The sequence below is a fragment of the Enterococcus sp. DIV0800 genome, assembly GCF_050559735.1.
GTDB lineage: Bacteria > Bacillota > Bacilli > Lactobacillales > Enterococcaceae > Enterococcus_A > Enterococcus_A devriesei.
Window position 1 is genome coordinate 2,201,836 of record NZ_CP187898.1, and the last position, 24,435, is coordinate 2,226,270.

A 24,435-nucleotide genomic window follows, 5' to 3' on the forward strand; every position below is an offset into this window, starting at 1 on the left:
TGTTTCTGTATCCAGTTTTCAATGAACGAATGATGACCAACGTCATCAATGGAGCCTAGCGGGATCGAACCGCTGACCTCCTGCGTGCAAAGCAGGCGCTCTCCCAGCTGAGCTAAGGCCCCGGGTATTAAATTGAGAGTAAACCTCTCAAAACTGAACGAATAAAAGCAATCCTGTGTAGTTTCCGTAACGTTCATCTTAGATGAACTATTTCCTTAGAAAGGAGGTGATCCAGCCGCACCTTCCGATACGGCTACCTTGTTACGACTTCACCCCAATCATCTATCCCACCTTAGGCGGCTGGCTCCAAAAGGTTACCTCACCGACTTCGGGTGTTACAAACTCTCGTGGTGTGACGGGCGGTGTGTACAAGGCCCGGGAACGTATTCACCGCGGCGTGCTGATCCGCGATTACTAGCGATTCCGGCTTCATGTAGGCGAGTTGCAGCCTACAATCCGAACTGAGAGAAGCTTTAAGAGATTAGCTTAGCCTCGCGACTTCGCGACTCGTTGTACTTCCCATTGTAGCACGTGTGTAGCCCAGGTCATAAGGGGCATGATGATTTGACGTCATCCCCACCTTCCTCCGGTTTGTCACCGGCAGTCTCGCTAGAGTGCCCAACTAAATGATGGCAACTAACAATAAGGGTTGCGCTCGTTGCGGGACTTAACCCAACATCTCACGACACGAGCTGACGACAACCATGCACCACCTGTCACTTTGCCCCCGAAGGGGAAGCTCTATCTCTAGAGTGGTCAAAGGATGTCAAGACCTGGTAAGGTTCTTCGCGTTGCTTCGAATTAAACCACATGCTCCACCGCTTGTGCGGGCCCCCGTCAATTCCTTTGAGTTTCAACCTTGCGGTCGTACTCCCCAGGCGGAGTGCTTAATGCGTTAGCTGCAGCACTGAAGGGCGGAAACCCTCCAACACTTAGCACTCATCGTTTACGGCGTGGACTACCAGGGTATCTAATCCTGTTTGCTCCCCACGCTTTCGAGCCTCAGCGTCAGTTACAGACCAGAGAGCCGCCTTCGCCACTGGTGTTCCTCCATATATCTACGCATTTCACCGCTACACATGGAATTCCACTCTCCTCTTCTGCACTCAAGTTCCCCAGTTTCCAATGACCCTCCCCGGTTGAGCCGGGGGCTTTCACATCAGACTTAAGAAACCGCCTGCGCTCGCTTTACGCCCAATAAATCCGGACAACGCTTGCCACCTACGTATTACCGCGGCTGCTGGCACGTAGTTAGCCGTGGCTTTCTGGTTAGATACCGTCAAGGGATGAACTTTTTACTCTCATCCTTGTTCTTCTCTAACAACAGAGTTTTACGATCCGAAAACCTTCTTCACTCACGCGGCGTTGCTCGGTCAGACTTTCGTCCATTGCCGAAGATTCCCTACTGCTGCCTCCCGTAGGAGTTTGGGCCGTGTCTCAGTCCCAATGTGGCCGATCACCCTCTCAGGTCGGCTATGCATCGTTGCCTTGGTGAGCCGTTACCTCACCAACTAGCTAATGCACCGCGGGTCCATCCATCAGTGACGCAAAAGCGCCTTTCAAAGTAAAACCATGCGGTTTTACTTGTTATACGGTATTAGCACCTGTTTCCAAGTGTTATCCCCTTCTGATGGGCAGGTTACCCACGTGTTACTCACCCGTTCGCCACTCTTTTTCTTTCGGTGGAGCAAGCTCCGGTGAAAGAAAAAGCGTTCGACTTGCATGTATTAGGCACGCCGCCAGCGTTCGTCCTGAGCCAGGATCAAACTCTCATAAAAAGTGTTTGAAACAATCTTGCGATTGTTAAGCTCAATTGTAATAATTGACTTGCTAGCATATTGCTTGCTATGTTGTTTGCTTCTATAAAAGAAGCGCCCTACACATTTGGTTTGTTTTATTCGTTCAGTTTTCAAAGGTCTACGTTGTTTGTCGCTTTGTTTCAGCAACTTTTACATCTTAACAGGTTACTGAGTGAATGTCAACAACTTTTTTTAATTAATTTTTGAAGAAGTTATCGTCATCGCTTTATGCGACTTTGATAGAATAACTGAAAGTCAGTCATCTGTCAATAACAATTTTGAAGTTTTTTTAAGCGACCTTCACTCGCTTTGGAACATTACATAATATACCAACATAATCTTGTTCGGTCAATCAAAAAAAGAGAGTTTTTGAAAGTTTTTTTGATTGCTTACCAATGTCCATGAATATTTACATGAATGTTCGCAAATAACACGAATGCCAATTGAAAAATCCCTTTTCACAAAAAATTCAATCGCATTTATCTGCGATAGGATTACATCATTTTCTAATAATTTATTTGTGCAGTTAAAAAAAGACGCTCAGTTTAACTGAGCGTCTTAGAATATCTATTTATTTTTAACGCATCGTTGGGAATAATAATACATCGCGAATCGATTGAACGTCGGTTAGCAACATAACAAGACGGTCGATCCCTATTCCTAATCCACCAGTTGGTGGCATCCCATATTCCAATGCTTCCAAGAAATCTTCATCCACGCCATGGGCTTCATCGTTTCCTTGTTCGCGTTCTTTTTCTTGCGCTTCAAAACGTTGACGTTGATCAATTGGATCATTTAATTCTGTAAAGGCGTTGGCAAATTCACGACCCACGATAAACAATTCAAAGCGATCCGTAAAGCGACCATCTTCCGCATTTTTCTTCGCCAATGGAGAAACTTCGACTGGATGCCCAAATACAAAGGTTGGTTGTTGCAGCGTTTCTTCTACAAATGTTTCAAAGAATTCGTTGATAATATGACCAATTTCCATATTGTCATTGATTTCTACATGGTGTTCTTTCGCTAATCCACGAGCTTCTTCGATCGTCATTTCTGGCCAGAAGTCAACACCGGTTTGTTCTTTGATGGCATCAACCATATGGATTCGTTTAAACTTAGCACCTAGGTCGATAGCTTGTCCATCATAAGATAGGGTCGTTTCGCCTAATACGTTTTGAGCAGCATCACGGATAATTCCTTCAGTTAAGTTCATTACATCTAGGAAATCTTGGTAGGCAGTATAAACTTCCATCATGGTAAATTCTGGATTATGAGTCGTGTCGATCCCTTCATTACGGAAGACCCGGCCAATTTCATAAACTTTTTCCATACCACCGACAATTAACCGTTTCAAATGCAATTCAAGAGCGATACGCAAATAAAGATCCATGTCTAACGCATTGTGATGAGTGATAAACGGACGGGCAGTCGCACCACCGGCTTCATTGTGCAAAACAGGCGTTTCGACTTCAATGTAGCCTAAGCCATCTAAATAGCGACGAATCTGGCTGATGATCTGACTGCGTTTCGTAAAGCGGTCAAAACTTTCACGGTTACTGATCAAGTCTAAGTAACGTTGACGGTAGCGTTGTTCTACGTTCGTTAAGCCATGATATTTTTCAGGTAACGGACGCAATGCTTTTGAAAGCAACGTGATCTCTTTGGCTTTAATAGAAACTTCGCCGGTATCAGTCTTCATAATTTCTCCAGTTACGCCGAAGAAATCACCTAAATCACCTTTTTTGAAGATTGCGTAAGGTTCTTCCCCTACTTCGTCTTTACGGACGTAGATTTGGATTTGGCCTTCACGGTCTTGTAAATGGGCGAAGCCGACTTTTCCTTTTCCGCGTTTGGTCATCATCCGGCCAGCGACACTGGCGGTTAATTGCTTTTCAACTAATTCTTCTTTTGTATCCGCATCATATGTTTCATGCAATTCTTTTGAATTTGCTGTACGTTCAAAACGTGCGCCAAATGGATCAATACCTTCTTCACGAAGATTTTCCATTTTTTCGCGGCGAACACGCATCTGGTCGTTCATTTCTGTTAAATTGGTTTGTTCCTCAGTCACGAATGTTCCTCCTCAAATGTAATTACTCTTCCTTATAATGCCAATGAATTCGCAAAAAATCAAGCCGAATCCACATTCGGCTTGGAGTTTTAACTAATTTTCTGTTTTGCTTCCGTCTTTTCTACTAACTGATCCAATAAATCTAAGATCACTTGTTTTTCTTCCGTCTGGTTGATCGCGACCTTGGTTTTAGCTGCTCTCGGAATGCCCTTTAAATAGTAGCTGGCATGCTGGCGGAATTCACGACAAGCAATTTTTTCGCCTTTTAAGTTAATCAAACGTTCTAAATGCAGCTTGGCCGTTTCGATTTTTTCTCTGGCAGTAGGTTCAGGAATTAATTCTCCTGTTTCCAAGTAATGCTGAGTCTGATGAATCATCCACGGATTGCCTAAAGCCGCCCGACCGATCATCACCGCATCCACACCGACTTCCTCAATCATACGTTTGGCATCTTCAGGGGTACGAACATCGCCATTGCCCATAAATGGAATTGTCAATTTGTCGGCGACTTGTTTCAACACATCCCAATTCGCTTGGCCTTCATACATTTGAACCCGTGTCCGACCATGCATCGCGATGGCAGAAGCCCCGGCCTTTTCAGCGGCTAACGCATTTTCCACCGCCAAAATATGTTGGTCATCCCAACCGATCCGCATTTTCACCGTCACGGGAATATCCACCGCCGATGATACCGCCTCAACCATTTCATAGACTTTGTTAGGATCCAGCAGCCATTTGGCGCCGGCTTCAGCTTTGATGACTTTATTTACCGGACAGCCCATATTGATGTCGATGATATCTGCCTCAGTATTTTCTTGCACGAATTGCGCTGCTTCAACTAAAGAATCTTTATTGCCGCCAAAGATTTGCACACTTAGCGGATGCTCTCTTTCATCAATGTACAGCATCTCCAAGGTTTTCTTATTTCTAAAGTGGATGCCTTGGTCACTGATCATTTCACAGACCACCAAACCAGCGCCAAATTCTTTCACCGTTACGCGGAAAGCAGCATTGGTGATCCCCGCCATCGGAGCGACCACGACGCGATTAGGAATCTCAACCTTACCGATATTCCATGTGCCATTTAATGATTTCACATTTATTCCCCCAAAATCTCTTGCTTCAATTCGTAAAGATCTTCTTCACTGTACTGGTATTTATTGTTGCAAAAGGCACAGACGGCTTCGGCGCCATGATCTTGATCAATTAATTCTTGGATTTGCTCTGCTCCTAAGGTAATGATCGCAGAGGCGAATTTTTCCTTTGAACAATCACATTTGAATTGGACCGGCATGGTTTCTAAAAAGAAAACATCATCCGTCGCTAAAAGATTTTGCAAAATCTCTTCTGGTGTTTGTCCTTCGTCTAATAAAGTAGAAATACGAGCAGTTTCTTTCAAACGCGCTTCTATCTGATCAATAATCTCATCGCTGGCTCCCGGCATGATCTGGATCATAAAACCGCCGGCGGTTTTGATCGAATCGTCTGTGTCGACTAACACCGATACCCCTACTGCTGATGGGATTTGTTCTGAGACAGCCAAATAATAGGTAAAGTCTTCACCGATTTCGCCAGAAACGATCGGTGTTTGCCCAGAAAAAGGCTCTTTCAAACCTAGGTCTTTAATGACCGTGAACATTCCTTCGGTTCCTACCGCGCCACGAACATCGATTTTACCAATCTCATTTAATGGCAGGCTAATATGTGGATTCTTGATATAGCCTTTGACCTCGCCTTTACCGTTGCTGTCTACCACGATCGCCCCCGCTGGTCCATCGCCTTCGATTTTCACCGTTAAGCGGTCATCGCCTTTTAAGGTGGCACCTAACATCAATCCACCAACCAGCGTACGTCCTAATGCCGCTGAAGCTGTGTTCCAAGTATCGTGACGGCGTTGTGCCTCGGCGACAGTCTCCGTCGCATTGACCGCATAGGCCCGGACAAAGCCTTCATAGGCTAATGCCTTAACTAAATAATCACTCATTTATCTATTCCTCGATTCCTTATGAATTCGTCATTCAATTTTACTCGTGATTGCATCATACTAGGTGTTTCAACTTTTTTCAACTTCTCCGTGTACCCTTACTAGAAAAGTTTAATATTCGACCGCTTAATAAGAAAGACTTTCGCGAACTCGCTCAGCTTTTACTTATTGCCGATAAAGCTAGTTTGTGAAGCCAGACATGACTAGACCTGATGCAAAGCGATTTATTCATCTGAAAATTTTATACTTTCTTTATACGGGGTAAAATAAAACAGCAGACAATTCCTCGTCTGCTGCTTAAAACCACATAGGTAACAAAATTGTTGCCAGCGCCGTAGCGTCATATTTTGTTGCTTCTTTTTTTAATTGATTGTGCAGCTCTCCCAGTGCTTTCGGAAAATCAGGTTGATGAGCTAAGACAAACAATGCCAAGCCCTTACAGATTTTTGTCGCCACCAATCCGCAATCTTCTGTTTTTTTCAACAGCTGGGCATTCTCTAATAATAATTTTTGAACCTCAGAGTAGCGTTTGACTTCCTTATCACCATAAGCTCGGCTGATTTGATCCATCATTGCTTTTGTTTTCTCACTGCGTGTCATAAGATCAACCCCTTTGTGCTTATTCTACGCCGCTTCATCAAATACACCAACTTTAAAGCAAGGATTTTTGCATCAACAAATCGGTTTGCTTGTCGGTTCCCACGTAAAAATCATGAGCACCGACTTGTTTGAAGCCAAAGGAGTGATAAAACTTCAAGGCATTTTGATTGTCTTCCCAGACACCTAGCCAGATGCTCGCGCGACTTTCTTGCGCTGCCAGCTCAAAGGCGTAATCCAATAGCTGCCGCCCTAAGCCTTGACGTTTGAAGGCTTTACGAATATAGATCCGTTCTACTTCTAAACCTTTTGGATCAATTGCTTCAGTTTGAGCGTCGCCAGTATTTAATTTTAAGTAACCGGCCACTTGCTCAGCTAAGTAAATAAAATAAAAACGGGACTCTGGCTGTTTTAACTCTCTTTGTAATTTTTCTACGTTATAAGCCGCGGCTAAATATTCTTCCAAATCGGCTGGATCATTATCTGCTGCAAAAGTCTCTTTGAAGGTTTCTCTGCTAATTGCCTGTAATTCGGTTAAGTCCTCTAAGCTACATGGACGAATCATTCCGGTCATATTTCTTCCTCCTTCTTAACTATAGCAAAACGACATGTCCGAGGACATGCCGTTTAGTTTTATTCTTGGTTATCGTTTGTATCGTCAGGAGCGATTTGATCGTCTGACTCTTTGTGTCCAGACTCTTTATCTTCTGCTTGCTTCTCCGCATCCTTTTCTTCCAAAGCACGTTTGGCTTCTTCGAAAGTTTGCGCTTGAGCTTTCTCGCTTGGATAAGGGCTGCCTTTTCCTGCTGGCATTTCACCTGTTTCAAACAATGATTTGATTGCTTTGGCATCCAATGTTTCAAATTCCAATAATTTTTCAGCAATCAATTTATGTTGATCACGGTGTGTTTCAATGATCTCACGAGCTTTTTCATGAGCTTGCTTCAAGATACTACGAACTTCTTCATCGATCTCAAAGGCAACTTGTTCTGAATAAGCTTTCGTTTGACCATAATCACGGCCAACAAAGACTTGATGATTGCCTTCGTATTGAACTGGACCAAGCTTATCGCTCATTCCGTATTCAGTTACCATACTGCGGGCTAATGAAGTTGCTTGTTCGAAGTCATTCGATGCACCAGTGGTTTGTGCGTTGAAGACGATCTCTTCAGCTGTCCGTCCACCTAACAGACCAACGATTTGTTCAAACATATCTTCTTTCGACATCAACATTTGATCTTCTTTTGGTAAAGCGATCATGTAGCCGCCAGCGCGTCCACGTGGAATAATCGTTACTTTGTGAACGACCCGGGCACGATTCAAGACCATCCCGATAATTGTATGACCCGCTTCATGATAAGCGACCATCTCACGTTCATGTTTACTGATGACACGATCTTTCTTAGCAGGTCCCGCGATCACGCGATCTTCTGCTTCGTCCACGTCAGAAGCATCGATTTTTTTCTTGTTTCGACGAGCAGCTACTAACGCCGCTTCATTCAAGACATTTTCTAAATCGGCACCGGCAAAGCCTGGTGTTTGTTGCGCAACAACTTTCAAATCAACATCGTCAGCTAAAGGTTTGTTCCGAGCGTGTACTCTAAGAATTGCTTCACGGCCTTTAACGTCAGGACGACCAACTAAAATCTGACGGTCAAAACGACCGGGACGTAATAACGCTGGGTCTAATACGTCAGAACGGTTGGTTGCGGCAATGACGATGACACCTTCATTCCCATCAAATCCATCCATCTCAACGAGCAATTGGTTCAAGGTTTGTTCACGTTCATCGTGACCGCCCCCCATACCAGCGCCACGTTGACGACCAACTGCATCGATTTCATCGATGAAGATAATGGCTGGCGCATTTTTCTTGGCTGTTTCGAATAGATCACGGACACGAGAAGCGCCGACCCCAACGAACATTTCCACGAAATCTGAACCTGAGATTGAATAGAATGGCACGCCTGCTTCACCAGCGACTGCTTTGGCTAGCAAAGTTTTACCAGTTCCGGGAGGTCCTTCAAGTAAGACCCCTGCAGGAATCCGAGCACCTAATTCCACGAAGCGACGTGGGTCTTTTAAGAATTCCACGACTTCGACTAATTCTTGTTTTTCTTCTTCCGCACCAGCTACATCAGAGAAGCGGACACGATTGGCTTTTTTGTCGGCTTCTTTGGCTTTGGATTTTCCGAAGTTCATCACTCGACCATTGCCGCCACCGCCGCCACCTTGTTGACCCATGATCATATAGAAGAAAAAGACCATTAATAGAATTGGTAGGAAGCTTACTAATAGAGTAACCCACATACCGCTGCTAGATTCTTCTTCGATCGATGTTTTGATCTTGTTTTCTTTGGCTAAGTCAGTCACTTGACTCAGGCTAGAATCATTTGGCAAAACAATTGTTGAGAAGTGCGTCGTTTTCGAATCGGTTTGACCAATAATGCTCAAACCACCGGAGTTTGCAACTTCTTGTTTTTCTTTATACTCACCAGTGATTTTGTAAACACCACCGGCAGGCTGAATCTTCAAGTTCTTGATTTTGCCTTCTTGCATTTGTTCCGTAAAGGTTGAATACTCGATATCTGGCGAAGCTGATTTGTTATCTCCGAAAAGGAAATAAACCACCATGACCATTGCCAAGATGACGAGGATATAATAGAGGGCATTTTTTACCCCCTTATTGTTTTTGTTCATCTGCGTCCTCCTCGCGCTTGTTAGCTTGTTAATAAAGTTTTATCAATTTTGACCTTTTAAGTATATCATACTAAGATTTTTTCAGTCACTAATTTGATTGATAAATTTCTGGCTTCAATACACCAACATATGGCAAGTTGCGATAGGCTTCTGCATAATCCAAACCGTAACCGACAACGAACTCATTTGGTACGTCGAAACCAACGTAGTCTGCATGAATATCTACCACACGACCTTCTGGTTTGTCTAATAATGTGACGATCTTCACTGATTTCGCTTTACGGTATTTAAATAGGTCCACCAAATAGCCTAATGTCCGGCCACTATCAATGATATCTTCCACGATCAACAGATCGCGACCTTCAACATTCGTATCCAAGTCCTTGATGATCTTTACTTCTCCAGAAGAGACCGTCTGATTGCCGTAGCTAGATACATCCATAAAATCCAATTCTAAATGTGTGTCGATTTCGCGAACAATATCTGCCATAAAGGGAACAGCCCCTTTTAAAATACCAACGACCAATGGATTTTTAGCGGCATAATCTTCAGTTAATTGTGCGCCTAATTCAACACAGCGTTTTTGAATATCTTCTCTTGTAATCAAGATTTTTTCAATATCTTTTGCAAGCATTTTTAAACTCCTTTCATTTCGACACTTGAAGCGTATAGTCAAGTATGTAGTGTATTCTATCAGTTTCAACTGTAATACTCAAATAGGAATTAGCAAAAGGTAAAAGCGCTACGATTTCTCCCAGTGAATCTACTACTACCCATGCTTTGTTCCGCTCATCAACAGGAATTTTTTGGTCAATAAAATAACGATTGATTCGCTTTTTTAAGGATGCCGAAAAACGCATCCGATCGCCTGACTGACGACGGCGGATCGTTAACGGCAAGTCAATGTCTAACGGCAGCGGTACGTGGTAGCCTTCTACATTTGATTTTGTCGTACTTTTCCGCAGAGTCATTTCCTCAGCTTTGTCGATGACCAGTGTTTGATTTTCAGTTAAAGAAAAGATTCCTTCATTTAATGTAGCCTTTTTTTCTAAAAAGAACTGCTGATAGCGTCGAGTAAATTGCCAACTGTCCCCAAGGTCTAGCGTCCATTGACTAACCGGGCGCCGAACTTGATCTACGAGCGAAAACAATTGTCGCTGCGAGACTGTCAAACCCGTTTCCTCTTCGATCCCTTGAAAGAAGCTCGTCAGAAAATAATAACGAGCACCCGTTTCATAGGGCAGTGTCTCAGCTGAAAAAGACCAGCCTTGATCGGTTTGCCGGATATTTCTTAAATTTTCTTTTAGCGCTTGTTTGATCAGCGGTTCTGCCCACGTCAGCTGCTGTTGAAATTGCTGGACGTGCTGCAAAATTTGTGGATTTTCTTTTTTTAGCTCTGGTATTACGTTATGCCGCATCCGATTGCGAAAAAAATCAGTCGATTGATTAGTGACATCTTCAAAATACGTGACTTGCTTTTCTTCGGCATAGCGATAGATTTCAGCCTTTGAAAACGACAGTAGTGGTCGTAATAAACTGCCTGTGCTAAAAATTTGTTTTCGTGCAATGCCGCTGTGACTAGCCAGCGAGCCTCCCTGCGCCAAACGCATCACCATCGTCTCCAACTGATCATCTCCATGATGAGCCGTCACCAACAGCGAATAATTTTCAGCTTCCATGATTTCTTCAAAAAAAGCATAGCGGACTCTCCGCGCCGAGGCCTCAATATTTTTTTTCGCCGGTTGTTGCCAGACTTTTAGATAGAAGGGTAGCTTATGGCGTTTACAATAATTCCGTAAAAACTCAGCTTCGGCTTTCGACTCTTTACGCAACTGATGATCCACATGGGCTACGCCCAGATTTAAACCTGCTTGCTCCAACAAATGCAGCAAGACCATCGAATCGACACCAGTAGAAACGGCAACTAAAATCTTTTGATCTGTTTGTAATTCCGGATTTTCCCGAAAAAGAACTTGCTCCATATTACGCTCCTTACTCACAAGAAAGACTTTCGCGAACTCGCTCAGCTTATTGCCGATAAAGCGAGTTCGCGAAGCCGGACATGAATATACCTGTCGTAAAGCAATTTATTCATGCGAAAATTTTATACTTTCTTTGTAGTTAAAAAAAGCTGAAATCCTCTAAAGAATTTCAGCCCTTCTATTTAGCTGCGGCGACCGCCTCGGCCTCCGCGTTTGCCTTCAGTATTTCGTTTAATCGATGACAAGCGATCATCGCTGTCCTTCAAAAAGGAACTCATCAATGAATCGAAGTCTTGTTTGCCGCCGCTATTTTTAGGATTTCCTTTTGCTTGTGGCTTTTGACGATTGTTGTCGCGATTATCGCGGAACTCACGTTTAAAAGGTTTCTTTTCTGGCTGTTGTGGCTGATCTTGTGCTTTACGGATAGACAGGCCGACTTTGCCGTCATCTCCTACGGAAGTCACTTTCACCGTTACTTCATCGCCAACAGTCAACACATCATGAATGTCTTTGACGAAACCATTAGATATTTCACTGATATGGACTAAGCCAGTTTTCCCCTCACCCAAGTCGATAAAGGCACCGAAATTAGTAATTCCTGATACTTTTCCTTGCAGCTTAGCTCCTACTTCGATTGACATAAAAAAATTGTTCCTCCTAATTTTTTTCCATTTATTTTAAAACTACTCTTTCGTAGTTTCGGACTTGACTACTTCGTCAGCAGGCGCTTTGTCCTTGCTAGGCGTTTTCACTGGATCTGGTAAAACAAAAATCAATTCACCGTCTTTTGAATAATAGTAACGACTACGAGCGAGCTTCGCTACATAGTTATCATCTTTTAACAGCTTTACATCGCTTTTCAAGTCCGCTACCCGATTATCCACCTTAGCAGATTCAGCGACGGTCTTGACCTTGATTTCATTTAATTCACTTAAATGACGCTGTTCATTAAAAATTTGAACTCCCATGACGATAAAGACAAAAGCAGCGACAGCAAACAAAGCAGCCAAACGACGACGCTTAAAGACGAGTTGACGATGTTGCTTTTGAAATTTGCGGTATTGCTCCTTCGCATACGGCGTATCTAATGAAGCGATTTTCTGCGTTTCATTTTCATTCATTCCTACGCGCTCCTATCTATCATGAAATTCTTTACTATTATATCAATTCAAGATATAATTGTCTATTTGAATTATTCCTAATTCCCGTTATTATCGTTATTTTCCACCCGTGTTTCACTAATTATCCGATACATTTTAGCCGCGTCTTCTTTTTTCGTCGACTCATGGAGTTCCTCGACTGCAACTTCCAAGACTTTATTCCCAAATTGAATTCGTAATTGATCCCCAATTTTTATATTGGTTGAAGATTTTGCTAATTTTCCATTTACTTGAATCCGACCTTTGTCTGCCACTTCTTTGGCTACCGCACGTCGTTTGATGATTCGTGAAATTTTTAAAAACTTATCTAATCGCATCTGCTATCCCCTTTTCCATTTTAATCGTAATAGTTTACTACCGAAAGGCAACATCAGCCATTCTCTGATGGTTAATAGCCGTAAACGCATGGCTAAAAACAGAAAAGCTGAACCGCCGACTGCCACACCTAAAATGGCCACTAATAAAGCTACACTTCGTTTCGTAACTGCCCCGAATAGTAAACTGACACCTCCATAATAACACAGCAACACCACTACCATACCGCCTAAGCAAATAAATAAGTGGCGCATAAAATGACGTTCACTACTATACCCGCGAGTCAGGCGATCACTGGCTAAATGCAAGATGAATAAAGAGACCATTAAGCCTAGCAGTGTCGAAAGACTGGCACCGACTGTTCCAAATTGCTTCGTCAAACCGCCGGTAGTTACTAGCTTGACTAGTAACCCTGCGCCGGCTGCTTGCAGCGACGAACGATAATGATTCTGGCTTTGAGCGATACTTTGATAAGCCTGTACCATCGCCGTCAAAAAAATTGCCAAGACGAAAAGCACCAATGTCGCGTTCCCTTTGTAATCTTTAAATAACGCGTAATTTACGTAAGGCAGCAGCAACGCCAACCCGACTGAGGCCGCCGCCGCGATCCCGCAAGTCAAACGCAAAAAAGTCTGGCTCGTTTTAATAAATTGCGAACGGTCTTGATTCACTAAATGACGCGTCAATAGCGGTAAAAAACTGGAACTTAAAGCCAACGCCACCACTAAGCCTAATTGGACCAACGGTTGCCCGCGGTCATAGACCCCTTTGGCTAGCTTCGCACCATGTTCACTCAAGCCAAAATCAACCAGCGCCTTTTTCACGGTAAAAGAATCAATCAGCTGAAATAAAATCAACAAACCGCTGTAAACGGTCATTAAACCGCCTTCCAGTAAAAGACGTTTTCCCAGCTGCCAACTCTCCGCTTTTAATCGTGGAAGCTTCTTCGCTAACGTCGTTCCTAAAATCTTACGACGATACGACCAGAGAACAAAAACGGCGGCAACCCCTCCAACTAAGGCCCCAGACATTGCGATTGTCCCGGTGTAATAAACATCCATTCCAAAATGCTGATAGGACCAAGCCGCTAAAAGAATCACTCCTACGCGAATCAACTGTTCGACGACTTGGGAAACGGCGGTTGGAACCATTAAAAGCTTGCCTTGAAATTCTCCTCTTGTAATCGAAAGGAAGGGCATGATGATAAAGGTGAAAGAAACAACTTGAATCAACGGTGCTAATTTCCCATCACCCATCCAATTCGCGAAGGGCTGCGCCGAGAAAAAGCATAGCGCCCACAAAATCAAACCAAATCCGCTGATCAAAGGAAACAAATCCTTCAATGCCTCCCGCTGTTGGCGTGGTTCTTTTTGCTCTGCCACATATTTTGAAATGAACTGAGGCAGGCCAGACAAAGCCAACGTCATCGCGATTCCATAAATCGGATAGACTTGCTGATAGACATAAAAGCCTTCGTCTCCCGCCAAGTTTTGATAAGGTACGCGATAGATGGCACTTAACAGCTTCGCGATAAAGGAAGCTGCCGTCAAAACAAAGGCCCCCTGCATCATGACTTTCATTTCTTTGTTTGCCAAGGCCTTCACCACCTACTCTTTATACTTTTGTTCCCGCAAGGCTTTGATAAACAAACTAATTTCTCGCAGCCAAACAGCCTCATCCATTTTTTTGTCGATCATCAACTTGATGACCATTTTATCTTTTTCCACGCCTAGCGTGGCTTTCATCTTAGTGGCACTCAAGGCTTCAAACAACTGCTCGACTTGATAGGCCTTGGTACCTACTTTGCTTAGCGTCACAATGATTTGTTGTTGACGTTTTTGGATGCTTTCGACTAAGGCACGGTCGCCATCCATTTTAATCTGACCAACATTTAATAAATTCGCCACTTCGTCTGGATAATCCCCAAAACGATCCACAAGGTCAGACTCGACTTCATCCAACATCTCCGTGCTCTCCAATTCGCGAATGCGTTTGTAAATCTCGATTTTTTGCCGTTCGTCTTCGATATAAGTCCCCGGAATGTAGGCGTCGATTCCTAAATTGATTTCCACCGAAGTTCGTTCGATCTGAGTATTTTTCCCTTGCTTACGATCCACCGCTTCAGAGAGCATTTGTGAATACATATCAAATCCTACCGCATCAATAAAGCCATGCTGTTGGGCACCTAATAGATTACCTGCACCACGAATCGACAAATCTCGCATCGCGATCTTAAAGCCGGAGCCAAGCTCAGTAAAGTCTTTGATTGCCTGCAATCGTTTTTCACTGACTTCGTTTAAAATCTTTTGCGGCTCATACATGAAATACGCATAAGCGATCCGATTGCTGCGGCCTACCCGTCCTCTCAATTGATACAAGGTGGATAATCCCATATAATCGGCGTTTTCGACAAACAAGGTATTCACATTCGGAATGTCCACACCGGTCTCGATGATCGTGGTCGTGACTAAAATGTCATACTGGCCGTCGATGAAATCCATCAAGGTATTTTCCAATTGAACTTCCGTCATCTGCCCATGAGCAAAACCGATTTTGGCATCGGGTACTAGCATTTGTAACTCTTCAACTTTTCGTTCGATGGTCTCTACGCGATTATAGAGATAAAATGCCTGCCCGCCACGAGCCAATTCTCGCTCGATCGCTTCTCTGATCGCCCCCGGATTGGTTTCCATCACATAAGTTTGGATCGGGTAACGGTTTTCCGGCGGCGTCTCAATGACTGATAAATCCCGTACGCCTAACATTGACATATGCAGCGTCCGTGGAATAGGTGTTGCCGTCAAAGTCAAGACGTCGACTTGCGAGCGTAATTGTTTCAATCGTTCCTTGTGTTTTACTCCAAAACGCTGCTCTTCGTCAATCACTAATAGGCCAAGATCAGAAAATTTTAAATCTTGCGAGAGCAGACGATGGGTCCCCACTACAATATCAACTTGACCGGTCCGCAATTGTTCAATGGTTTCATTTTGCTGTTTTTTTGTCCTGAAACGGCTCAGCATCGCCACATTGACAGGGAAATTTTCAAACCGTTCCGTCATCGTATCAAAATGTTGCTGAGCCAAAATCGTCGTTGGTACTAAAAAGGCCACTTGTTTGTTTTCTTTGATTGCTTTAAAGGCAGCGCGTAAGGCGACTTCGGTTTTCCCAAAGCCCACATCTCCAACTAACAAACGATCCATCGGCCGATTTTTTTCCATATCGTGCTTGATCTCCGCGGTACTCCGCAGCTGATCGTCCGTCTCGCTATAAGGAAAGGCATCTTCAAATTCTTTTTGGTATTCGTCATCAGGACCAAAAGCATAGCCTCGTTCGGCTTCCCGCTTGGCATAAAGCTCAATCAAGTCATCCGCGATGTCTTCGATTCGTTTCGAGACCTTGCTCTTTGTCTTCGTCCATTCGCTGCCGCCTAATTTATTGATCTTCGGTGGCTTCGCTTCGGAAGAAACGTATTTTTGAATCAGATTCAGCTGGGTAACTGGGATAAACAGCTTATCGTCCTTTTGGTACAAGATTGACATGTAATCTTGATGGACGCCATCGATCTCAATCGTTTCCATGCCGACATATTTTCCGATCCCGTGATTGGCATGGACGACATAATCCCCAGTCTTCAACTCATTGTAACTTTTTAGCCGCTCCGCATTCGAGATTGTTTGACGCCGCGCTCGCTTTTTCGTGACCTTTTGGAAAATCTCTCGTTCCGTCACCACGACCAGTTTATCTTGCGGCAATTCAAAACCTGAGGTTAAGTTTCCCGTCATGATTTGATCCTGACCGATCAACAACTTTTCTGGTGTCGTTTGAACCGCTTGAATGCCCACATCATGAAATTCTTGCGTCAATTTTGCTTGTCGTTCTTGGTCCGAAACAAGAAATAGAATTGTTTGACCTTGCTTTTGCCAGCGATCAACTTCAGTTTTTAGTAAAGGCATTTGGCCAAAAAATTGCTGCATCGAACGATATTGAAAATTGTGGATCGCCTCGAAGCGCAGATTTCCCATTCCTTTTTGGAATAATGAAAAGAAACTGGTGGTTAATTTGGTGTTTTTAATCAACTCATGGAGATTCAAACCAAAAGTTTGTTCCGAAAAAACCCGCATTTCTTCAATTTTTTGCGTATGCCATTCCGCTTCTTCTCGTTCCATTTCTCGATACGTTTCCATCATTCGCGGATAGTCATCGACAAACAGCAACGCCTCTTGATCTAAATAATCCAACAATGAAACTTTTTCTTCATATAAAAGATCGGTATAATATTTCGCATCTTCTGTTGGAATACCATCTTCCCAAGAAGCAATCAACTGACCAAAATAATCATTCAAAAAATTATAGTCTTCTTTTTCTTTCGTCACCGCTAAACGATTTTGCAGCAACTGGTTCACCTTAGCCACGCCTTGGGTCAAATCTTCGGCGGAAAAAACCAGATCCGTCGTCGGCGTGATCCAGACTTCTTCCAAGTTTTCCACTGACCGCTGCGTATCGGCTTCGAAATACCGTAACGAATCGACTTCCACGTCAAACAGCTCGATTCGAATTGGATATTCAGTCGTTAACGGATAGACGTCGACAATACTGCCCCGCATACTGAATTCACCTGGTTTACCTACCATTGTTTGCCGCTCATAGCCCATTAAGACTAACCGTTGCGCAAGTTGCTCTAGATCAATCTCACTGCCGACTCGCCAGTGGAGCTGATTGGCCCGCCATGTTTTAGGTGTCGGTAAATATTTTCGTAGCGCTGCTGCTGGCACGACAAAAATCCCTTGCTCGCCTTGTGATAGCGCACGCAAGGTAGAAACCCGTTCGGCACGCGCCTCTGGAGAAGCAAAGGCCATTTCAGCTGACAGTACCTCGTCTACCGGAAATAAATGGACATCTTCGGTAATCTGTCGCAATTCTTCCGCTAGCTGATTACTATAGTAGAGATTCGGTACTACCACGACTGTTTGCTCATTGCTTTGTTTTTGAGCCGCTGCCATGACCAAGGCTTTAGCCGATCCCGAAAGCCCGATCAATAATTGACGCTTGGCTTTTTTCTTTAAAGACGCTTGCCATTCTTTTACTAATGGCATCTGATTTATAAATTCGATCACATTCACTGTTCATGCTCCTTATTTCTGCTGACGTTTTTAAACGTCTAATTAAATTGATTCATCGTTTGTGAAAAGTCCTTACGAGCAATAAAATAATCTACCGCTTCACCAGCTTTGGCGACACTGTTGGCGATCGTTGCCGCTTCTTCTTTGCTAAAAGTACTTAACACATGGTTTACCACTGTTTTTCCTTGGGGACGCCCGATGCCGATTTTAATCCGATTAAATTCTTGGGTGCCTAAATGGGATATAATACTTTTCAATCCATTGTGGCCTCCGGCACTGCCTTTTTGCCGTAAACGCAATTTGCCTAATTCCATGTCCAAATCATCCGCGATCACCACCAGCTCATCCAGTTCAATCCCGAAATAAGTCATTAACGGTCCAACCGCTCGACCCGATTCATTCATAAAAGTCATCGGCTTTACTAATAATATTTTTTCACCATTCACAAAAAAGTCGGCCACTTCCGCCTCAAAAGGATTTTTCTTGAAGACTGCATGATTTTCTGCTGCTAAACGATCCACTGCCATAAAACCGACATTATGTTTCGTATTTTCATATTTTTTTCCGGGATTTCCCAGACCCACGATCATTTTCACTTTATTCCGCCTCGTTCTTAACTAATTTTAGCTTTTCGCTCTACAACTGATCCTATTTTAAATCAGAAATTGAAAAAGCATGACAAAAGGCTGGATAGTCAGCTGACTACCCAGTCGAATTTTTTTCTTTATCCAGTATAACACAAACTAGACTGTAGTGACCGTTTTCAACACTTCCACTTGTTTTCAAAATACTGTTATTTTTGCAAAAACTTAATCATATCAGCTCCTTGAAGCATCAACACATGAAACGCTTACTCTGGAAACAGCTGAAAAAACTGTATTATTAATGAGTAAGTTACGTGACAAGTTTCATTAATTAGTGTTATGATTTCACTGGAAAAACAAATATAAGAAGGGATTGGTACACATGACTGCAAAAGCAGCTAATAAAACCCATCAAAAAGTAATGTTAATCGGCGACGGAGCAGTAGGTTCAAGTTATGCCTTCGCTTTAGTCAATCAAAATATCGCACAAGAAATCGGTATTATCGATATCGACAGCAATCGCACACAAGGAGATGCTATTGACTTATCTCACGCACTAGCATTCACTTCTCCTAAGAAAATTTATTCTGCCACTTATGAAGACTGTCATGACGCTGACCTTGTTGTCATCACTGCCGGCGCTCCACAAAAACCAGGTGAAACTCGTTTAGACCTAGTTGGTAAAAACTTACGCATCAACAAAAGCATCGTAGAACAAGTTGTCGCTTCAGGCTTCGACGGCATTTTCTTAGTAGCCGCTAACCCAGTTGACATTTTAACTTACTCTACTTGGAAATTCTCAGGTTTCCCTAAAGAACGCGTTATCGGTTCTGGTACTTCATTAGATACTGCTCGTTTCCGTCAAGCAATCGCTGAATTAGTAGACGTTGACGCTCGTAACGTCCATGCTTACATTTTAGGCGAACACGGCGACTCAGAATTCCCAGTTTGGTCACACGCTAACGTTGCCGGCTTACAAATTTACGAATGGGTTAAAGACAATCCAGAAGTTGATGAAGAAGCGTTGGTTAACTTATTCTTCGGTGTACGTGACGCAGCTTACGAAATCATCGAGAAAAAAGGCGCGACCTTCTATGGTATTGCAGTTGCTCTAGCTCGTATTACTCGTGCAATCTTGAATGACGAAAGTGCTGTCTTCCCATTGTCTGTTTACTTAGAAGGACAATACGGACAAAATGACATCTATATCGGTGCACCAGCTGTCATCAACGCTAGCGGAATTCAAAACATTATTGAAATTCCTTTAACAGACGCTGAAAAAGATCGTATGGATGCTTCTGCTAAAGAATTAAAAGAAGTTATGGATAAAGCCTTCGCTGATCTTGAAGCAGAAGGAAAATAAAAATATATCTAATATTTGGCCGCAAAGAATATAAATATTCTTTGCGGTTTTTTTAATATTTGCTAATGTTTCAAAACATATCACTCGTATTTAACCTATTCTGTGGTATATTTATATTCGGTATATCATTTAAAATAATCGACTATTTTGATAGATGGAAGTGCATCGATAGTTAATGAAAACCAAATAAAAGAAAAAGCAATGAGGAGTTATTTCGATGACAAGAAATGAAAAAAGAAATTCTCGCAGCCGTACGAGGTTCGGTGTTATTGTTCTCTTAGGTTTATTGGTAGTTTTAGTTGGCGGATACGCAATTCGCAGTACATATTATGCTCAGAGGTTTCTTCCTAAGACCGTTGTTAACGGTGTGAAGATCGATAACTTAACGGTAGATCAAGCTAATAAAAAAATTACCCGCGAGCTATCAGAGTCTCCATTTATTATCAAAGTTGATAATAAAAACTGGAAAGAAATCCAGCGGAAAGATTTAGGCTGGCAAAATAATTATCAAAGCGGCCTGACAAAAATGCAGAAAAAACAAAATCCTTTCAGCTGGGGAATGCAACTTGTCTCCGCTGCCGATACAAAAGATGTGGACGGCAACACATTAGATGAGAACAAATTAAACGCTGTTGGCGAAGCGGTTCGTAGTGAAATCACTCAGATGAACACGACTCGAACTGCGACAGAAAACGCGACAGTTACCCATACAAATGAAGGCTTTGAGATCGTTCCCGAAAAGCAAGGAACCACGATCGACGTTGACGCGGCGGTAGCAGCCTTCAAAGAAGCAGCCAAAACTGGCAAGGAAACTATTAATTTTACAGATTACTTAAGTAAACCAACCATCACTAAAAATGATGAGAGTTTGAAAAAGACAATGGATAAAATGAATGCCATTGCTAAGATCAAAGCAAATTACAGTATCAATGGACAGAACTTCCAAATCCCGACAGCCGACATCAATGATTGGTTGATCGACGACAACGGAACCTTGTCTTTGGATCAAGCAAAAGTAACAGCGTACGTAACTAGCTTAGGTGAAAAATACAACACCAAAACTAATCCAACTGAGTTCAACAGTACTCGTCGCGGAAAAGTTTCTGTTCCAGCCGGCACCTACAGTTGGACGATCAACACACCAGAAGAAGTAACTGCGTTAACCAACCAAATTTTAGAAGGCAAAGACTTCACCCGCTCACCAATCGTTACTGGTGCAACAACAGCGGACAAGCCGCTAGTCGATAAGACTTATATCGAAGTCGATTTACAAAATCAACACATGTGGTACTACAAAGATGGTAAGGTTGCTTTAGAAACAGATATCGTCAGCGGAAAACCGACATCACCGACACCTGCGGGAGTTGATTATGTATGGTCAAAAGAAACAAACAAAACCTTAAAAGGGAAAAACGATGACGGAACGGATTATGCGAGTCCAGTGAAATTCTGGATGCCGATTGATTGGACCGGCGTTGGACTTCACGACTCTGATTGGCAGCCGGCATATGGCGGCGAGCTATGGAAGACCCGCGGTTCTCACGGTTGTGTGAATACTCCACCAGATGTCATGGCAAAACTCTTTGACATGGTTGAAGTCGGTACACCAGTACTAGTCTTTTAATAAAATAAAAACCAGCGAAATGTATTCGCTGGTTTTTTTGTCGTCTCTTATATTGTAATAAAGCTTCAAATGCTTCCGCTATTTTATTCAGCCGAAGTATAAACTTCCGATACATCATCGTCATCTTCTAATTTCTCAACTAAACGATCAAGTTTTTCCTGCTGATCTGCTTCTAATCGTACGGTCGTCTGAGGAACCATCGTTAACTCCGCCTGAGCTAAGGTAAAGCCATCTGCCTCTAATTGATCTCGGACACTCACGAAATCTTCTGGAGCCGTATAGATCTCAAATACTTCCGGCAAGATCTCCATGTCTTCTGCACCTGCTTCTAGCACATCTTCAAACATCGTATCCTCATCCACGGTTAAGCCTTCTCGTTCGATTGCGATATACCCCTTGCGATCAAACATATAATTAACCGTTCCTGTCTCACCAAGGTTGCCCCCATTACGAGTGAATGCCACACGGACGTTGGTTGCCGTTCGATTCCGATTATCCGTTAGCGTGTGGACCAAAATCGCTACGCCTCCTGGACCATACCCTTCGTAAGTAATTTCATCATAATGTTCACCTTCACCTGCAGAGGTGGCTTTTTTAATTGCACGATCGACATTGTCATTAGGCATGTTCGCAGATTTCGCTTTGTCTACCATCAAACGTAAAGCTGGATTGGTACTCGGGTCAGGACCGCTCGCCTTAGCGGCCATATAAATCTCACGAGAAATCTTTTGAAAGGTCTTTCCTCTTTTTGCATCTTGAGCATTTTTCCGTCCTTGAATGTTGTTCCATTTACTGTGTCCTGACATGCTGCATACCTCCATTTATTTATTCCCTATTCATTGTCCGCCTGAAAACTATTTTCGTCAAGAAAAAACAAATCAGCGTTTGCGTCGCAGCTTATGAACGAAAATAATCAAAAGGCAAGCCGTCAAAGCACCGCAAGAATCCAACATTACATCCTGGAATAAAGGAGTGCGTCCACCAGTTAGCATTTGATGGAATTCATCTGTTGCCGCATAACCCGTCGCTGCCAGCCAAGCAAAAGCCAGTCCTAAGACCGATGACTTTTGTTTCAATTTCGGTAATAATCCTAAGTATAGACTTCCACCTAAAATAAAATAAGTCGTAAAATGTGCCGCCTTGCGAATAAAAAATTCGACAAACTTGACATAGCCTTTTGCTGCAATACTTACTTCGCTGCCAGCATAGTTAAAGGAAATACCGCTGAAGAATTGTTTGAATGGCTCGTTGGCTAAATATTTTTGAATCACTGACACTTGACTTTGTTGCTGATAGGTCATGGATGAACTGATAAATAAGACCACCATCATTAAACAGGCGATCCCTAAATAGAAGTTTCCATTCTTTAATTGCTTTTGCATCCTTGTTCCTCCATACTACTAAGCTTAAAAAATATTTTTTGTACAGTTGCTGCTCAAATTTTTTCTAACGACACACGTAAACAGCTAGTACAACTCAAACGTGGAATGATTTAATCCATAAAAAAACCGGTACGAAAGACCGTACCGGTAAGTAATTGTTTAAATTCTTGATTACATACGAACTGCAAAGCTTGGTGCAAAGTAGCTTACAGAACTTACGGTAACTGATTGACCTGGTTGAGGAGCGTGGATATATTGTCCTCCACCCATTGCGATCGCTACGTGATATGAACCACCAGGGCTACCCCAGAAGTATAAGTCGCCTGCTTGTGCTTGGCTAACAGAGATACGTGTTCCAGCTGATTCTTGAGGAACTGTCCAGCCGCCGATTTCACGACCAGTTGCTTGACGGAATACATAAGATGTAAACCCAGAACAGTCAAACCCAGCTGGTGTTTTACCGCCCCATACATATGGTGTACCAATGTATTTCATTGCTTCAGCAACAACGCCCGCTGTGTTTCCTGATGGTGCAGGAGTTGGTGTTGGCGCTGGTGTAGGTTCAGGAGTCGGCGTTGGTGTAGGTGTTGGCGCCGGTGTTTGGTTAGAACCTTGGTTACCAGAATTTGAATTTTCGTTATTAGTTGGTGTTTCCGGTGTTGTTGATGGCGTCGTTGGTGTAGGAGTCACACTACCACCTTGGAAATTATCTTCACTAGTTGACCCAGTTGAAGACTCAACTGTGCTTGATTGTGTTGTTTGTTCTGTTGAAGAAGCTTCAGTTGTAGAAGATTCTACAGTTGAACTTCCTGTTGAAGATGCACTGGCAACTGCTTCTTCTTGTGCTTTCCGATCTGCTTCAGCTTTTGCTTGACGTTCTACTTCAGCTTTTTGAGCTGCTTCTTGTGCTTCAGCAGCTTTCTTAGCTTCTTCTTGTACACGTTGTTGTTCTTGGATTGCTGCTGCTTGCTTATCTTTCAAGTTGGCTTTTTCGCCTTCAGCTGTTGCTTGTTCTGCTGCTAATGTTGTTGTTTGAACATTCAAATCAGCTTGTTTAGTGATTAAATCACCTTTTTGGCTTTCTAAAGCTGCTTGGTTAGCAGTAATTTGTTCTTGTTGTTTTTGAGTTTCAGCTTGTTTTTGTTCAACTTCCACTTTATCAGCTTTTTGTTGTTCAACTAAATCGTTGTTTGCTTTAACGATTGTTGACATTGCTTGAACACGACCAACAGCATCGCTGAATGATTCAGCATTCAATACCACGTCAATAACATTGGTTGATGATTGTTTTACTTGCACGTCACGAGCTTGTTCTTTAATTGCTTCAGAACGCTTTTCGATCCGTTCTTGCAAGGTTTTGATTTGTTTTTGTAGATCTTGTGATTTTTGTCTTAACGTTGCTTGTTCATTTAATAAACTTTGAGCTTTATCGTTAATTGAAGCAACTTCACCTTCTAATGCACTGATTTGTGATTGTGCATCCGTTTGTTGGTTCTGTAAACTTGAGATTTTCGCATCTTGATCAGCGATTTTACTATCGAATTCATCGGCAGAAGCTGCGGCTGGAGCTGCTAATGCGCTTAATGTTACTGAACATACCATTAATGCTGATAACAAACTTTTTTTCACTTTTAATGTCCTCCGACTACTTTTTTCATTTTTGAATTTTATTAGACTTTTTTACTAACACATTCATGAGTTTACCATAGCTGTATGTCATGCATATAATAGCTTTGTTACAAAAACATTTCATT

19 protein-coding genes, 1 tRNA gene and 1 rRNA gene are annotated in these 24,435 nt (G+C 42.8%); 2 read left to right on the forward strand and 19 right to left on the reverse strand.

Features of this window, described 5'->3' with window-relative positions:
- Positions 1–49 precede the first annotated feature (49 nt).
- From IGI54_RS10645 to pth, 16 genes are all read right to left on the reverse strand, one after another.
- Positions 50–122 (reverse strand) — tRNA-Ala (locus tag IGI54_RS10645).
- A gap of 97 nt (positions 123–219) precedes the next feature.
- Positions 220–1,778: ribosomal RNA gene (locus IGI54_RS10650) — 16S ribosomal RNA — on the reverse strand.
- 598 nt (positions 1,779–2,376) lie between these two features.
- Positions 2,377–3,840: a lysine--tRNA ligase gene (gene lysS, locus IGI54_RS10655; RefSeq protein ID WP_143141799.1), complete on the reverse strand. Its 1,464-nt coding sequence runs from the start codon at positions 3,838–3,840 to the stop codon at positions 2,377–2,379.
- A gap of 119 nt (positions 3,841–3,959) precedes the next feature.
- Complete coding sequence (gene dusB, locus IGI54_RS10660; protein WP_430620673.1) at positions 3,960–4,967, reverse strand: tRNA dihydrouridine synthase DusB; 1,008 nt, start codon at positions 4,965–4,967, stop codon at positions 3,960–3,962.
- A 2-nt stretch (positions 4,968–4,969) separates the two neighbouring features.
- Positions 4,970–5,854: an Hsp33 family molecular chaperone HslO gene (gene hslO, locus IGI54_RS10665; RefSeq protein WP_216430608.1), complete on the reverse strand. Its 885-nt coding sequence runs from the start codon at positions 5,852–5,854 to the stop codon at positions 4,970–4,972.
- 297 nt (positions 5,855–6,151) lie between these two features.
- The gene (locus tag IGI54_RS10670) at positions 6,152–6,454 is read right to left on the reverse strand and encodes a bacteriocin immunity protein (RefSeq protein WP_430620674.1); all 303 of its coding nucleotides are present in this window, start codon (positions 6,452–6,454) and stop codon (positions 6,152–6,154) included.
- A gap of 52 nt (positions 6,455–6,506) precedes the next feature.
- A complete protein-coding gene (locus tag IGI54_RS10675; protein WP_430620675.1) occupies positions 6,507–7,025 on the reverse strand; it encodes an N-acetyltransferase family protein in 519 nt (172 codons plus the stop codon).
- A gap of 59 nt (positions 7,026–7,084) precedes the next feature.
- Entirely contained in the window at positions 7,085–9,151 is a 2,067-nt protein-coding gene (gene ftsH, locus IGI54_RS10680; RefSeq protein ID WP_071863019.1) for an ATP-dependent zinc metalloprotease FtsH, read from the reverse strand.
- A gap of 88 nt (positions 9,152–9,239) precedes the next feature.
- Positions 9,240–9,785, reverse strand: a complete 546-nt coding sequence (gene hpt, locus IGI54_RS10685; protein WP_071863018.1) for a hypoxanthine phosphoribosyltransferase — start codon at positions 9,783–9,785, stop codon at positions 9,240–9,242.
- A 13-nt stretch (positions 9,786–9,798) separates the two neighbouring features.
- Positions 9,799–11,133: a tRNA lysidine(34) synthetase TilS gene (tilS, locus tag IGI54_RS10690; RefSeq protein ID WP_430620676.1), complete on the reverse strand. Its 1,335-nt coding sequence runs from the start codon at positions 11,131–11,133 to the stop codon at positions 9,799–9,801.
- Positions 11,134–11,315: 182 nt separating this feature from the next.
- Positions 11,316–11,774: a S1 domain-containing RNA-binding protein gene (locus IGI54_RS10695; protein WP_071863016.1), complete on the reverse strand. Its 459-nt coding sequence runs from the start codon at positions 11,772–11,774 to the stop codon at positions 11,316–11,318.
- A gap of 42 nt (positions 11,775–11,816) precedes the next feature.
- The gene (locus IGI54_RS10700) at positions 11,817–12,254 is read right to left on the reverse strand and encodes an FtsB family cell division protein (RefSeq protein WP_216430604.1); all 438 of its coding nucleotides are present in this window, start codon (positions 12,252–12,254) and stop codon (positions 11,817–11,819) included.
- A 77-nt stretch (positions 12,255–12,331) separates the two neighbouring features.
- Positions 12,332–12,610 (reverse strand): RNA-binding S4 domain-containing protein, encoded by a 279-nt coding sequence (locus IGI54_RS10705; RefSeq protein ID WP_430620677.1) that lies wholly within the window; start codon positions 12,608–12,610, stop codon positions 12,332–12,334.
- 3 nt (positions 12,611–12,613) lie between these two features.
- Positions 12,614–14,203 carry a putative polysaccharide biosynthesis protein gene (locus IGI54_RS10710; RefSeq protein WP_379946040.1) on the reverse strand — a complete coding sequence of 530 codons (1,590 nt, stop codon included), beginning with the start codon at positions 14,201–14,203 and terminating at the stop codon, positions 12,614–12,616.
- Between the two features lie 12 nt (positions 14,204–14,215).
- Positions 14,216–17,701 carry a transcription-repair coupling factor gene (mfd, locus tag IGI54_RS10715; RefSeq protein ID WP_430621495.1) on the reverse strand — a complete coding sequence of 1,162 codons (3,486 nt, stop codon included), beginning with the start codon at positions 17,699–17,701 and terminating at the stop codon, positions 14,216–14,218.
- A 65-nt stretch (positions 17,702–17,766) separates the two neighbouring features.
- Positions 17,767–18,324 carry an aminoacyl-tRNA hydrolase gene (pth, locus tag IGI54_RS10720; protein WP_430620678.1) on the reverse strand — a complete coding sequence of 186 codons (558 nt, stop codon included), beginning with the start codon at positions 18,322–18,324 and terminating at the stop codon, positions 17,767–17,769.
- A 370-nt stretch (positions 18,325–18,694) separates the two neighbouring features.
- On the opposite strand from pth, the gene IGI54_RS10725 reads away from it, so the two are divergent.
- Together IGI54_RS10725 and IGI54_RS10730 are read left to right on the forward strand one after the other, a co-directional pair.
- On the forward strand, positions 18,695–19,675 hold the full coding sequence (locus IGI54_RS10725; protein ID WP_071863010.1) for an L-lactate dehydrogenase: 981 nt from the start codon (positions 18,695–18,697) through the stop codon (positions 19,673–19,675).
- Positions 19,676–19,892: 217 nt separating this feature from the next.
- Positions 19,893–21,299 carry a L,D-transpeptidase family protein gene (locus IGI54_RS10730; protein WP_430620679.1) on the forward strand — a complete coding sequence of 469 codons (1,407 nt, stop codon included), beginning with the start codon at positions 19,893–19,895 and terminating at the stop codon, positions 21,297–21,299.
- Between the two features lie 83 nt (positions 21,300–21,382).
- On the opposite strand, the gene IGI54_RS10735 is transcribed toward IGI54_RS10730, so the two are convergent.
- The 3 genes from IGI54_RS10735 to IGI54_RS10745 all read right to left on the reverse strand — a co-directional run bounded on the left by IGI54_RS10735 (position 21,383) and on the right by IGI54_RS10745 (position 24,310).
- A complete protein-coding gene (locus tag IGI54_RS10735) occupies positions 21,383–22,105 on the reverse strand; it encodes a YebC/PmpR family DNA-binding transcriptional regulator (RefSeq protein WP_430620680.1) in 723 nt (240 codons plus the stop codon).
- A gap of 72 nt (positions 22,106–22,177) precedes the next feature.
- Positions 22,178–22,681, reverse strand: coding sequence for a VanZ family protein (locus IGI54_RS10740; RefSeq protein WP_313630655.1), 504 nt, complete (start codon positions 22,679–22,681; stop codon positions 22,178–22,180).
- A gap of 171 nt (positions 22,682–22,852) precedes the next feature.
- Positions 22,853–24,310 carry a PcsB-like coiled-coil domain-containing protein gene (locus IGI54_RS10745; RefSeq protein ID WP_430620681.1) on the reverse strand — a complete coding sequence of 486 codons (1,458 nt, stop codon included), beginning with the start codon at positions 24,308–24,310 and terminating at the stop codon, positions 22,853–22,855.
- Positions 24,311–24,435: the final 125 nt, after the last annotated feature.

What these genes read in the sequence shown, in the direction of transcription:
- IGI54_RS10705 (WP_430620677.1), bottom strand. Translation starts at nt 12,610, where the DNA reads ATGCGATTAGATAAGTTTTTAAAAATTTCACGAATCATCAAACGACGT.
- ftsH (WP_071863019.1), bottom strand. Translation starts at nt 9,151, where the DNA reads ATGAACAAAAACAATAAGGGGGTAAAAAATGCCCTCTATTATATCCTC.
- mfd (WP_430621495.1), bottom strand. Translation starts at nt 17,701, where the DNA reads ATGCCATTAGTAAAAGAATGGCAAGCGTCTTTAAAGAAAAAAGCCAAG.
- IGI54_RS10695 (WP_071863016.1), bottom strand. Translation starts at nt 11,774, where the DNA reads ATGTCAATCGAAGTAGGAGCTAAGCTGCAAGGAAAAGTATCAGGAATT.
- tilS (WP_430620676.1), bottom strand. Translation starts at nt 11,133, where the DNA reads ATGGAGCAAGTTCTTTTTCGGGAAAATCCGGAATTACAAACAGATCAA.
- IGI54_RS10735 (WP_430620680.1), bottom strand. Translation starts at nt 22,105, where the DNA reads ATGTCAGGACACAGTAAATGGAACAACATTCAAGGACGGAAAAATGCT.
- hslO (WP_216430608.1), bottom strand. Translation starts at nt 5,854, where the DNA reads ATGAGTGATTATTTAGTTAAGGCATTAGCCTATGAAGGCTTTGTCCGG.
- IGI54_RS10675 (WP_430620675.1), bottom strand. Translation starts at nt 7,025, where the DNA reads ATGACCGGAATGATTCGTCCATGTAGCTTAGAGGACTTAACCGAATTA.
- IGI54_RS10670 (WP_430620674.1), bottom strand. Translation starts at nt 6,454, where the DNA reads ATGACACGCAGTGAGAAAACAAAAGCAATGATGGATCAAATCAGCCGA.
- hpt (WP_071863018.1), bottom strand. Translation starts at nt 9,785, where the DNA reads ATGCTTGCAAAAGATATTGAAAAAATCTTGATTACAAGAGAAGATATT.
- lysS (WP_143141799.1), bottom strand. Translation starts at nt 3,840, where the DNA reads ATGAACGACCAGATGCGTGTTCGCCGCGAAAAAATGGAAAATCTTCGT.
- IGI54_RS10725 (WP_071863010.1), top strand. Translation starts at nt 18,695, where the DNA reads ATGACTGCAAAAGCAGCTAATAAAACCCATCAAAAAGTAATGTTAATC.
- IGI54_RS10700 (WP_216430604.1), bottom strand. Translation starts at nt 12,254, where the DNA reads ATGAATGAAAATGAAACGCAGAAAATCGCTTCATTAGATACGCCGTAT.
- IGI54_RS10730 (WP_430620679.1), top strand. Translation starts at nt 19,893, where the DNA reads ATGACAAGAAATGAAAAAAGAAATTCTCGCAGCCGTACGAGGTTCGGT.
- IGI54_RS10740 (WP_313630655.1), bottom strand. Translation starts at nt 22,681, where the DNA reads ATGCAAAAGCAATTAAAGAATGGAAACTTCTATTTAGGGATCGCCTGT.